Source organism: Kribbella sp. DT2 (assembly GCF_049844575.1).
GTDB lineage: Bacteria > Actinomycetota > Actinomycetes > Propionibacteriales > Kribbellaceae > Kribbella.
In genome coordinates this window covers 380,908-392,532 of record NZ_JBNCLH010000008.1, presented here as the reverse complement: position 1 = coordinate 392,532, position 11,625 = coordinate 380,908, and the positions used below count along the sequence as shown (strand labels likewise).

At 71.1% G+C, this 11,625-nt stretch carries 12 protein-coding genes; 5 read left to right on the top strand and 7 right to left on the bottom strand.

The window, feature by feature from the left end; translation table 11 throughout:
• Window position 1: 1 nt before the first annotated feature.
• The 3 genes from ACLQ2O_RS31900 to aroQ are packed head-to-tail and all read left to right on the top strand — an operon-like array spanning window position 2 to window position 1,352.
• On the top strand, window positions 2-304 hold the full coding sequence (locus ACLQ2O_RS31900; RefSeq protein WP_425838925.1) for an acyl-CoA carboxylase subunit epsilon: 303 nt from the start codon (window positions 2-4) through the stop codon (window positions 302-304).
• 11 nt (window positions 305-315) lie between these two features.
• Entirely contained in the window at window positions 316-672 is a 357-nt protein-coding gene (locus tag ACLQ2O_RS31895) for a hypothetical protein (RefSeq protein WP_425838922.1), read from the top strand.
• On the top strand, window positions 669-1,352 hold the full coding sequence (gene aroQ, locus ACLQ2O_RS31890; protein ID WP_425838919.1) for a gamma subclass chorismate mutase AroQ: 684 nt from the start codon (window positions 669-671) through the stop codon (window positions 1,350-1,352). Before ACLQ2O_RS31895 ends, aroQ begins: the two co-directional genes overlap by 4 nt.
• Here the strand turns inward: aroQ and ACLQ2O_RS31885 are convergent.
• Window positions 1,349-2,941 carry a Maf family nucleotide pyrophosphatase gene (locus tag ACLQ2O_RS31885; protein WP_425838917.1) on the bottom strand — a complete coding sequence of 531 codons (1,593 nt, stop codon included), beginning with the start codon at window positions 2,939-2,941 and terminating at the stop codon, window positions 1,349-1,351. The two genes, aroQ and ACLQ2O_RS31885, sit on opposite strands and share 4 nt — an antisense overlap.
• A 20-nt stretch (window positions 2,942-2,961) precedes the next feature.
• A complete protein-coding gene (locus ACLQ2O_RS31880; RefSeq protein WP_425838914.1) occupies window positions 2,962-4,653 on the bottom strand; it encodes a DUF885 domain-containing protein in 1,692 nt (563 codons plus the stop codon).
• 93 nt (window positions 4,654-4,746) lie between these two features.
• On the opposite strand from ACLQ2O_RS31880, the gene ACLQ2O_RS31875 reads away from it, so the two are divergent.
• Complete coding sequence (locus ACLQ2O_RS31875; RefSeq protein ID WP_425838911.1) at window positions 4,747-6,258, top strand: insulinase family protein; 1,512 nt, start codon at window positions 4,747-4,749, stop codon at window positions 6,256-6,258.
• Here the strand turns inward: ACLQ2O_RS31875 and ACLQ2O_RS31870 are convergent.
• Both ACLQ2O_RS31870 and ACLQ2O_RS31865 read right to left on the bottom strand, forming a co-directional pair.
• Window positions 6,255-6,581 (bottom strand): MmcQ/YjbR family DNA-binding protein, encoded by a 327-nt coding sequence (locus ACLQ2O_RS31870; protein WP_425838908.1) that lies wholly within the window; start codon window positions 6,579-6,581, stop codon window positions 6,255-6,257. The genes ACLQ2O_RS31875 and ACLQ2O_RS31870 overlap by 4 nt on opposite strands.
• Window positions 6,582-6,750: 169 nt before the next feature.
• Window positions 6,751-8,151 carry an MFS transporter gene (locus tag ACLQ2O_RS31865; RefSeq protein ID WP_425838905.1) on the bottom strand — a complete coding sequence of 467 codons (1,401 nt, stop codon included), beginning with the start codon at window positions 8,149-8,151 and terminating at the stop codon, window positions 6,751-6,753.
• A gap of 66 nt (window positions 8,152-8,217) precedes the next feature.
• Here ACLQ2O_RS31865 and ACLQ2O_RS31860 point away from each other — a divergent pair, with 66 nt between their 5' ends.
• Entirely contained in the window at window positions 8,218-8,751 is a 534-nt protein-coding gene (locus tag ACLQ2O_RS31860; protein WP_425838902.1) for a TetR/AcrR family transcriptional regulator, read from the top strand.
• Here the strand turns inward: ACLQ2O_RS31860 and ACLQ2O_RS31855 are convergent.
• From ACLQ2O_RS31855 to ACLQ2O_RS31845, 3 genes are all read right to left on the bottom strand, one after another.
• The gene (locus tag ACLQ2O_RS31855; protein ID WP_425838899.1) at window positions 8,748-9,155 is read right to left on the bottom strand and encodes a hypothetical protein; all 408 of its coding nucleotides are present in this window, start codon (window positions 9,153-9,155) and stop codon (window positions 8,748-8,750) included. The genes ACLQ2O_RS31860 and ACLQ2O_RS31855 overlap by 4 nt on opposite strands.
• A 160-nt stretch (window positions 9,156-9,315) precedes the next feature.
• Entirely contained in the window at window positions 9,316-10,617 is a 1,302-nt protein-coding gene (locus ACLQ2O_RS31850) for a DUF58 domain-containing protein (RefSeq protein ID WP_425838896.1), read from the bottom strand.
• Entirely contained in the window at window positions 10,614-11,624 is a 1,011-nt protein-coding gene (locus ACLQ2O_RS31845) for an AAA family ATPase (RefSeq protein WP_425838894.1), read from the bottom strand. The genes ACLQ2O_RS31850 and ACLQ2O_RS31845 overlap by 4 nt, the downstream gene beginning before the upstream one ends.
• Between the last annotated feature and the right edge of the window lies 1 nt (window position 11,625).

Genomic DNA, 11,625 nt, shown 5'->3' with positions numbered 1-11,625 from the left:
CATGACCGACACCTCAGCCGACGCACTCGCGCCCTCCGACGCCTCCGGCGGCGCCCTCGCGCCTTCCGACGCACCCGGCGGTTCCACCGACGCCTCCGGCGCGTCCCCCGTCCTGCGGGTGGTCAAGGGCGCCCCCACCCCCGAGGAGCTCGCCGCCCTCGTCGCGGTCGTCACCGCCCGCGCGTCCGCCGTACCGGCTCCTGCTGATCCCGAACGCGCCAGCGACTGGGCGACGTACTGGCGCCACGCCAAGCGCCCCCTCCACCCCGGCCCCAACAGCTGGCGCGCAAGCGCACATCCGTAAACACTGGGCCCATGGCCAAGTACGAGGTGAACCCGGCGGCGGTTGAGTACGCGCGGAAGCTGATCGACGGGCGGCAGTACGTGCTGGACAGCGACTGGGGTGCGTCGCAGCCGGACGCCGACGCGCAGAACGACTACCTGGCGAACCACGGGTGGGACGAGTACGGCGCGTGGCACCTCGGGCTGACCGACGGCGCCAACGAGGAGACCAAGGCGCGGCACGCCTTCGTGTACGGCGATTTCCGGCGGGTGCACCGGACCGGGCTGATCGCGTGCGTCTACCGCGCGGCAGAATGGCGGCACAAGGACGTCGAGCTGGCGGCACACGAACTGCTGCAGCTCCTGGACGCGAAGGCTGGGATCAAGTGAAGACAACGGTTGGGTGGGTCGGCGCCGGGGTGCTGCTGGCCGGGATGATCACCGCGCCGGCTTCGGCCGCGCCCGCTTCGGCCGCGCCCGCTTCGGCCGCGCCCGCTTCGGCCGCGCCCGCTTCGGCCGCGCCCGCTTCGGCCGCGCCCGCTTCGGCGGCGCCCGCTTCGGCGGCGTCCGAGCAGGTGACCGCGCGGTCAACGGGCCTTGGGCAACTGACGGACCTGGTCGCGGAGCGGATCGAGGTCGGCGACCTGGTCGCGGCGTCGAAGTTCGGCACCGACAAGCCGATCGACGACCCGGCGCGGGAGCAGGTCGTGCTCGACCAGGCGCGCGCGTCGGCGGGCCGGCTCGGGATCGACCCGGAAGAGACCGTGGTCTTCTTCCGCGACCAGATCGAGGCGAGCAAGGTCGTGCAGCGCGGGCTGTTCGCGCGCTGGACCGCTCACCCCGGCGAGGCCCCGACCACCCGCCCGGACCTCAACGAGATCCGGGTGACGCTGGACAAGCTCACCACCGACCTGCTGCAGGCACTCCGCAGTACGACGTACGTCCGGCACGCCGGCCTGCGCTGCGCCGTCGACCTCACCACCAGCAGCATCATCACCGGCGTCGAGCACCGCCTGGATCACCTGCACAGGCAGGCTTTCCAGGGCGGCGTCGCCGACGTCTGCAGCTAGAACGCCTTACGGAACCGCACCAACGGATAGACCGGTACGCCGGGGCCACCCCGCACCGGCCCCTCGAAGCTCGTCGCGCCGTCGAGCACCAGCCCGTGCACGGCGCCGCGAGCAACCAGATGCGACAGCGCGTCACCGGAGCGAGTCTCCTTCGGCGACCGCCCAGCGGCGTACCGACTCGCGTCGGACTTCTCCGTCGTCGTGATGAACACCCCGCCGGGCCGCAGCACGCGCGCAACCTCGGCGATCACCCCTTCGGTGTCGTCCAGCAGGTGCAGCAACCAGATCGCCACCACCGCGTCGCACCGCCGATCCCCCACCGGCAACCGCGCGGCATCAGCCGCCGCCACATGCCCCGGCAACCGGTACCGCGCATGCTTCAACATCGCAGTCGACAGGTCGACCCCGTGCACAAGATTGCCCAAAGCAACAAGCTCGGCCCCGACAACCCCAGTGCCCACAGCAAGCTCCAGCACGCGGAGGGAAGAGAGGAACGGGGATGCGGCAGCCGAGGAGCTAGCGGCCGCAGACCCAGCAGGCAAGGAATCAGCGGGCGCGAAGCCAGTTGAGGAGCTGGCATCCGCAGACCCAGCGCGCAAGGAATCAGCGGGCGCGAAGCCGGCGGCCGAGGAACTAGCGGCCTCAGACCCAGCAGGCAAGGAGCCGGCGCCTGCAGACCCAACAGACAAGGAACCAGCCGGCGCGAAGCCGGCGGCCGAGGAGCCGGCGGGTGCGAAGGCAGTCGACCGGGAGCCGGCGAGTGCGGCAGCGGCGGGCGAGGAGGCGGAGCCGAACTCTCCGGGGGCGCCGCTCCCATCCTCCCCTTCCGGGCCGAGGTCGCCGGAGGCGACGAGGCCGGGTGCCTGCAGCAACCGGTGCACGGCTTCCGCCGCGGCCTTCGCTCGGGTTTCACCGCCGCGGGTCTCGTCGTAGATCGCCGCTTCGGCTTCGTCGTACGCGAAGTGGGGAGGCTGCCACAGCGACGGCCACGGGATGCCTACGTCGGCGAGCATGCGCCGGAGCAACGGCAGCGAGAGGCCGACGACGTTGTGGTAGTCGCCTTCGATGCCCGTGACGAAAGGCCCGCCGATGCCGTCGACGGTGAAGGAGCCGGCGACAACCAACGGCTCGCCGGTGGCGACGTACGCGTCGATCTCGGCGTCGGTGAGGTCGGCGAAGTGCACCGTGGTGGACGCCAGCTCACGCAACTCCTGCTTGCTGTTGGTGTCGAACAGGCAGTGCCCGGTGTGCAGTACGCCGCTGCGCCCGCGCATCATCCGCAGCCGTTCGCGCGCGATCTCCGGCGTACCGGGCTTGCCGTAGGCAACACCGTCGATCTCCAGCACGGAGTCGCACCCGAGGACCGTCGCGTGGTCGTCCAGGGTCGCGACGACCGCACGCGCTTTCAGGCACGCGAGGAGCCGAGCCAGCTCGCCAGGGCTCTCGGCGGTGACGTTGTCCTCGTCGACGCCGGAGACGATCACCTCCGGCTCGACACCCGCGTTGCGCAGCGTCTTCAACCGCGCCGGCGACTGCGACGCCAGCACGAAGCGCGGCCGCGGAGCCGGCTCGCGGGCATCCTCCACCATCTGGTCCCCCCTGTCCGCGCTCACAGGCGGGCGAGGGCGCGACGCAGCGGGTCGAGCCCGATCGAGCCGAGGTCGAGGGCTTCGCGGTGGAAGCCGCGCAGGTCGAACGAGGCACCGCGCCGCGCGCGGACCTCGTCGCGGGCCTGCAGCCAGATCCGTTCACCCACCTTGTACGACGGCGCCTGCCCCGGCCACCCCAGGTACCGGTTCAGCTCCGCGCGCAGGAACTCGGTCTCCATCCGCGAGTACGCCCGCAGGAACTCGAACCCGAGCTCCGCGTTCCACCGCTCCCCCGGCCGGAACCCGAGCGGGTTGTCCCGCGGGATCTCCAGCTCCAGGTGCATGCCGATGTCAACGATCACCCGCGCCGCGCGGAACCCCTGCGCGTCGAGCATGCCGAGCCGGGCGCCCGGCTCCTCCAGGTACCCGAGCTCTTCCATCAGGCGTTCGGCGTACAGGGCCCAGCCTTCGCCGTGCCCGGAGACCCAGCAGCCGATCCGCTGCCAGCGGTTGAGCGTCTCGCCGCGCAGCATCGTCTGCGCGACCTGCAGGTGATGCCCGGGCACGCCTTCGTGGTAGACGGTGGTCACCTCGCGCCAGGTGGCGAAGTCCTCGATGCCGTTCGGCACCGCCCACCACATCCGGCCCGGCCGCGTGGTCAGGTCCTCGCTCGGCGCGGTGTAGTAGATCGACCCGTCGGAGGTGGGCGCGATCATGCACTCGATCTTCTTGATCGCGTCGGGGATGTCGAAGTGCTCGCCGGCCAACTCGTCGACGGCGGCGTCGGCGAGCTGCTGCATCCAGTCCCGGAAGGCTTCCTTGCCGTGGATCTTGCGGGCCGGGTCGTTGTCGAGCAGCTCGGCGGCGGCATTGATGCTGCGGTCGCCGCCGTTCAGCGAGGCGGCGATGGTCTGCATCTCGGCGTCGATCCGGGCCAGCTCCTGCCAGCCCCAGGCGTAGGTCTCGTCGAGGTCGACGGCCGCGCCGAGGAAGTTGCGCGAGGCAAGCTCGTAGATCTCCCGGCCGACCGCGTCCCGGGCCCGGCCCCGCGGCACCACCTCGGCGGTCACCCACTGCCCGAACTGGTCGTAGGCCTTGCGCGCCGACCCGGCGGCGGCCTCGACCGACGCCTTCACGGGCCCTTCCGGCGCCCGCGCGGCCAGGCCGCCGAAGAAGTCGTCGCCCTCGGCACCGGTCCAGCTGGCGATCCGGGCGGCCAGGTCGTTCAGCTGCCGTACGGCGGACACGCGGCCCTGGCCGGCCTGGTCGAGTACGGTGTCGCGGTACCCGTCGAGCGCCGTACCGACCTGGTTGAGCCGGATCGCGATCCGCTCCCAGTCCTCCGGCGAGCCGGTCGGCATCAGGTCGAACACCTGGCGGATCTCGGCCGGGATCGAGGTCAGCGCGTTCAGCTGCGACTGCGGTACGCCGGCCTCGAGGTTCTCCACCTCGAGCCCGAGCCGTTCCACGAAGGCGTCCTGGGCGACCTCTTCGCGCGGGCTGCCCGGCTGGATCGCGCGGGCCTCGGCCAGCGCCCGCCGGTGCAGCTCGAGCAGGCCCTCGAACCCGTTCGGCGAGAAGTCCGGCAGCTCGTGGTCGTGCCCCTCGACTCCCATGAAGGTCGCCGCGGTCGGCATCAGCTCGAGGTACTGCTCGAGAAACCGTTCGGAAACCTGGTCGATCGGGCTGTTCGGTGTGGTCGCGTCCGTCACGCCACGACCCTACCTGCCTCCGGCCCGGCGGCCCCGCCCATTTCCCGTGCCCTGTCGGTAGCCTCGGCTTCTCCTCTTCCGACAGGACGTCCCATGCCTCAGTACCTCGACGGTGTTCGCCTGCTGCACCACCAGGAGCCGCAGACCACCACCGATGCCACCCTGACCTTCGCCGTCGGCGCACGGGACGAGACACTGCCCACGGTGGGCGTCGCTCACGCCCTGGAACACCTGGTGATGAGCACAGTGCGCCGGCTGCCGATCCAGATCGACGCCACGGTCTCGACGACCACCACCAGCTTCGTAGCCTCCGGTACGCCGGAGCGCGTCGGCGAGTTCCTCACCGGCATCTGCGCGGCCCTGTCCGCCCCACCGGTCGAGCGGCTGGAGGTGGAGGCCGGCGTACTGGCTGCTGAGGACGGCTGGGTCACGCACCCGATGGCCGCGCTGCTCTACTACGTCCGGTACGGCGCCCGAGGCGCCGGGCTCGACTGGCTCGACGGTCCTGGGCCGGACGGCATCACTGCCGAGCAGGTCAACACCTTCGCCCAGAAGTGGTTCACCGCCGACAACGCCGTACTGCAGATCACCGGGCCGGTCCCGGCCGGCCTGAAGCTACCGCTGCCGGCCAGTGCTCAGTCCCAACCCGCTGGAGCCGAGGCGGCCGGCGCTCGGCCCCGGCACGGGCGCTACCCCGCCCGACAGTTCCCCGGCCCGTCAGTAGTCGGCTACGGCATCCCCGGTGCCGCCGTACTGCTCTCGCTGCCCAACGATGACGCATCCCACACCGCCGAGCTGGCGACCGACGTACTGCAGCAGCGCATCGAGGAGAGCGCCCGGCACGCGGGCGGGCACAGCTACGTCGTCGACTACGACTCCGTGCAGCAGGCGGACGGCATGACCGACTGGGTCCTGTACGCCGAGGCCCGCGAGGGCTCCGAGGAGGCGGTCGCCCAGGCCGTCGTCGAGGCGCTGACGGACCTGGCGGCCAACGGCCCGTCGGAGGAGGAGCTCCAGCTGGCACTGGACCGGTTCGAGGAGCAGACGGCGACCAGCGACGCCGAGCTGAGCGCAGAGTTCGCCGTACTGCGCCGGGAACTGTTCGACGAGCCGGAGGGCGAGCCGCTTGCCCCTGAGCGGGTGCGGGCGGTCCGGCCGGACGACCTGGCCGCCGCACTGCGTGCCGCGCTGCCGACGGCCATCGGGTACGCCGCGGAGGATGCGGTCGGGCAGTGGACCAAGCACGGGTTCACCGAGGTGCCGCTCTGCCCGGTCGGCGGGGAGTTGCCTGCTGGGGAGGAGTTCCGACCGCCGCGGGTTGCGCGGCTCTTCGTGCGGGGAGCGCGGGAGATGACGCTCGTCCTGGCGCCGGACGGGCTGGCGGTCCGCGACGAGGACGGCGTGCACCGCGTGCCGTGGGCCGGTGTCGCCGGCGTGATGCGGGCGGGCGACGGGACGTCGGTGGTGTTCGGGGCGAACGGGTGCGTGCTCCCGGTCTCCGGGGATCTCTACCGCGGCGGCAAGAAGGTGGTCGCCGAACTGGAGCGCCGGGTCGACCGGTCGCTGTGGTTCAAGGAGTCCCGCTTCAAGGCCGAAGAGGACTAGGACTTCAAGCTGTCCGGCGCGGTCTGCTGCCAGGAGTCGAGCACGATGTCGTGCAGCTCGTCGGTGCCTTCCAGCGCCGACAGCCTGGCCCGGACCCACGCCGAACCGGCCTCGTGCTGCGGGACCCAGAACTTCTCCGGCTCGGCCGCGATCAGCTCGTCCCGCTCGAGCCGGGGACAGCGCACCGCGAACGACGTCTGATCATCCGGCACGGTCAGAAACATCCGCCCACCGACGTCGAAAGTCGGATGGTTCCACCGCTTCTTCTCCACCGTCCCCGGCAGCGACAGAGCAATCCGGCGTACGTCGTCGGTGTTCAGCATTGTGCAGTTCCTCCCCAGCTGTGCTTTTGGCGTCGACTTCGTCGCCGCGGGTTTTGGGGCTTTGTCTCCCGCTCTTCCCTCGTCGGTCCAGAGCGGGAGGCCCCAAAACCCCTGTGGTGCTCCTCGCGTCATGCGTGCGAGGGACCATCCTGCCGTACGCCGGGGACAGTCAGCGGGTCTTGCTCGGACCCGGGATGAGCAGGGCAACGAACGCACCCACAGCGACCACGGCGGCCCCCACCCAGACCGCCGGGACCAGCCCGTCGACGAACCGTTCCGGCGACTCGTACCCGCCCGCCGAGGCGAAGACCGACGCCAGCACCGCGACCCCCATCGCCACCCCGACCTCGCGGACCGTGTTGTTGGTGCCCGACGCCACGCCCCGGTCGTTCTCGGCCGCGGCGCCCATCACCACGCTCGCGGTCGGCGCGAAGGTCAGTCCCATCCCGACCCCGGCCAGCAGGAACGGTACGACGTACGAGCTGTAGACCACGTCCACCGTCGTCACCACCGCCATCCACCCGAGCGCGACGGCCAGCAACGCCTGGCCGCTCGCGATCAGCACCCGCGCACCGACCCGGTCGACGATCAGCCCGGCGATCGGCGCGACGACCATCGGCGCGGCCGTCCAGGGCAGCGTCCGCAGCCCCGAGTCGAGCGGCGAGTACCCCTGCACCACCTGGAAGAACTGCGCCAGCAGGAAGACCGCCCCGAACACCCCGAGCGAGAAGGTGAACGACGTCGCGTTGACCACGCTGATCGCCCGGATCCGGAACAGCCGCAGCGGCAGCATCGGCGTCGCCGACCGTCCTTCCCAGACCAGGAAGGCGACCAGCAGTGCGGCACCACCGACCAGTCCACCGAGCACCGGTGCGGAGGTCCAGCCGTCGTCGGCGCCGTGCACGACACCCCAGACCACACCCAGCAGACCGGTCGCCGACAGCACCAGCCCGACCGGGTCGAACCGGTGGCTTCCGCCGTACGACTCAGTCAGGACGCGGGCCACGAACGGCAGCGCGAGCACCCCGATCGGCACGTTCAGCCAGAAGATCCACTGCCAGTTGAGCCCGTCGACGACCGCGCCGCCGACCACCGGCCCGACCGCGACGCCGAGCCCGGAGATCCCGCCCCAGATGCCGATCGCGGCGCTCCGCTTCCCCGCTGGTACGGCGGCCGACAGCAACGTCAGCGACAACGGCATCACGGCGGCGGCCCCGAGACCCTGGATCGCCCGAGCGCCGATCAGCATCCACGGCTCGGTCGCCAGCGCGCAGGCCGCCGACGCGACCGTGAACAGGGCCAGCCCGGCCAGGAAGATCCGCCGGCGTCCGAGCCGGTCCCCGATCGCCGAGGCGGTCAGCAGCAGCGCGGCGAAGGACAGCGTGTAGGCGTTCACGAACCACTGCAGGTCGGTCAGCGAGGCGCCCAGGTCGTTCTTGATCACCGGCAGCGCCGTGGTGACCACCAGGTTGTCGAGCGTGACCATGAAGACGGGAATGCCCACCACGGCCAGCACGGTGCCGAGCGATCGGGTCGCCCGGATCTCAGGCTCGAGGACGGTCGATGTCATAGCGCATCCTTAGTTGTTATCGACTGATAACAAGGACTGTATGCATTGACTGATAACATTGCAACCATGACCAGAACCAGGCTGACCGCGGCCGAGCGCGGCGAAGAGGTGCTGGAGGCAGCGATCATCGCGTTCGGCGAATCTGGGTACGCCGGGACGAAGACCGACGAGATCGCCCGGCTCGCGGGGGTCTCGCAGCCGTACGTGATCCGGCTGTTCGGCACCAAGCAGCAGCTGTTCCTGGCCACGCTGGAGCGGGTCTGCGACCAGATCGAGCAGGCGTTCCGGACGGCCGCCGAGAAGCAGGCCGACCTGGCGTCGCTCGGCGACGCGTTCAACCAGCTGCTCCAGAAGCGGGAGCTGCTGGTCGTGCTGCTGCACGGATTCGCCGCCAGCGCCGAGCCGGCGATCGGCAAGGCGTCCCGCGAGCGCTTCGGCCAGATCTACCGGACGGTCCGCGACCTCACCGGCGCGACGCCGGAGGAGACCCGCGAGTTCATGGCGACCGGCATGCTGCTGACCGTGATGGCCGCGATGCAGGTCGTCGGCCCGAACCCGGTCGCCTGCACCTGGGCCGGCGACCTGCTGGAGAACCTCTAGTCGTTCACCGACTGACCCGAGGCGAACCACACCGCAGCCGTCGCGGCCGCCAGCGCGGCGACGGTGACAACCAGTGAGCCCGGCACGTCAGCACCACGCACGACCGCTCCACCCACCGCGACCAGCGGCGCGAGCAGTACGGCAATGCTTGCCGGAAGCAACCACCTGCGCAGCGACCGCGGCCCGACCTTCGCGTACGACGGCAACTGCGCCGCATACGCCGACGCCAGGTGCAGCAGAAGCAGCGCGAGCGCCGTGACGACGGTCGCCCAGCCCACGTCCGCCGGCGCCCTGAGCAACCACTCAGCCAGTACGACGACCAGAAACAGCAACGCGGCCGCGGAGTCCGGCAACGCCAAACAGACCAACAGCAAAGCCCCGCCCACAACCCACACAGCATCCATCTGATCCCAAGGCTGCAGAGCCGGCACGACCAGAGCGATCACTCCGCCCAGCCCGATCAACCCGCGAGCGATCAAGGGCCCTCGCCCGAACGCCCGCAGCTCCCCCAACCACCGAGTCAACCGATCCGCGATGCTCACAAGTCCACCCCGCAAACCTCTCTCATGAGCGCATCCGGGGAGCCGTAGCTACTCGTGCTGCGTCGCGCAGGACCTCATCCAACGTCCCGGCGCCACGCCAACGCACAGTCGGAACACCCAGGTCCCCCAAGCGATCCAGCTCCCGACGCCTTTCAAGTAGTCGCAGTCGCCACGCCAGCGGCCACGCCGCGGAGTCGTGCTGGTCCAGGTCGATCACGTCCGCCACCTCATCCGGCAGCGTGTCCACGGCGATCACCGTGCACCCCGAGTGCACCAGCGTCACCACGTACCCGAGCACAGCCGGCCGGAGCAGCGGGCTGAGCACCAGCACCAGGCTGTCCGCCCGGATCCGGTGCCGCCGTGCCAGCGCCTGCTCGTCCTGCTGGCGGCCCTTCTGGTCAGCGTGCACCAGCACGTCCAGGATCCGCCGCAGGTGCGACCGCCCGCTGCCGGCCCGCACGCCACCAACCGTCGTACCGGTGTCGACCAGGCGCACGCGGTCTCCGTGCCGCAGGTAGTGCTCGGCGATCGACGCCGCGGCCCGCACAGCCGTGTCCAGGCTGCTGGAGCGCCCGTCGACGCCCTCGCTGATCCCGACGTCGGCACCGGTGTCCAGCAGGATCACCACCTCGGTGTCCCGGTCCGACCAGGTCGACGTCACGTGCAGCTCACGGGTCCGCGCCGACACCGACCAGTTGATCCGCCGCAGCCTGTCCCCGGTCCGGAACGGCCGCACACCTGACAGTTCGGTCCCCTCACCCGGCCGCCGCGACCGGTGCAGGCCAACCAGCCCAGCAGGACGCGGTACGGCGTCAACAGCCTCGAAGCCCTCCCGCAGCGGCAGTGTGGTGACGGTCTGCACCGCTGCATCCGCCAACTGCACCCGGTACGACCCCAGGTCCGACGTGGCGATCACCTGCGGCCGCTCCAACCGCCGCAGCCCCCACCGCTCGGACCGTACGCCGACCTCCACCGACACAGTTCCGTCAGCTGCCGACTCGGCCACAGCGGCCTGCGGCGGGTCGTACCGGAACCACTGCGTCCGCGGCACCGCGGCAACGACCAGATCGATGTCCGGGTCGACGGTGCCCGGCACCAGCACCCGGTACGTCGTCGCCTGCCCCTCGAACAGCACGTCCGCGTCCAGCTCGGTCGCTACCTGCGGGACGGTCCGCGGCCGGAAGAAGCGTCCCCAGACCGCGACGAAGGCCAGCGGCATCCCGAGCACGGCCAGGTCGGGCCGGCGGGCGACGACCGCGACCACCAGCAGTCCGGCGGCCACGCAGACCACCCGGACCTGCGCGTGGGTCGGCCGCCAGGTCACTGCCGGGCGCCCACGACGGTCGGCGGCGCCGGCACCTGCGCGAGCACAGCCCGTACGACGCTCGCACCGCTCACGTCGTGCAGCCACAGCTCCGGCCGCACAGTGATCCGGTGTGCCAGCGCAGGCACGGCCACGGCCTTCACGTCCTCCGGTACGACGTAGTCGCGCCCCTGGATGACGGCGTACGACCTGGCGGTCAGCAGCAGCGCCAGCGACCCGCGCGGGGACGCACCGACGAGCACCTGCGAGTCCCGCCGGGTAGCGGCGGCCAGCTCCACGCAGTACCGGCCTACGGTGTCGTCGACGCTCACCGTCTCGACAGCACGCTGTGCGGCGAGCAGACCGGCCGCGTCGGTGACCGGTTCGACGTACTGGTCCTCCTGGCGGCGGGCCATCCGGCGCTGGAGGACCTGCCACTCCTCGTCGGCGCTGGGGTAGCCGAAGCCGATCCGCAGCATGAAGCGGTCGAGCTGGGCCTCCGGCAACGGGTAGGTGCCCTCGTACTCGACCGGGTTCGCGGTGGCCAGCACGTGGAACGGGACCGGCAGCGGGAAGGTCTGGCCCTCGACGGTGACCTGGTGCTCCTGCATCGACTCCAGCAGCGCGGCCTGGGTCTTCGGAGGCGTCCGGTTGATCTCGTCGGCCAGCAGCAGGCCGGTGAAGATCGGACCGGGCCGGAAGACGAACTCGCCGTTCTTCTGGTCGTAGACGAACGCGCCGGTCACATCGGAGGGCAGCAGGTCCGGCGTGAACTGGACCCGCCGGAACTCCAGCCCGAGCGCCTGCGCGAACGACCGCGCGGCCAGCGTCTTGGCCAGGCCCGGGTAGTCCTCCAGCAGCACGTGCCCGCCGGCCAGGATCCCGGCCAGCACCAGCTCCAGCGCCTCGCCCTTGCCGACCACCGCTTCGCCGACCCGGTCCAGCACCCGCCGGCTCAGCTCCGACACGTCGTACGGCGTCAGCCCAGCGCCGGGCTCGGGGACTTCGCGGAGTTCGGGGTCAGTCACA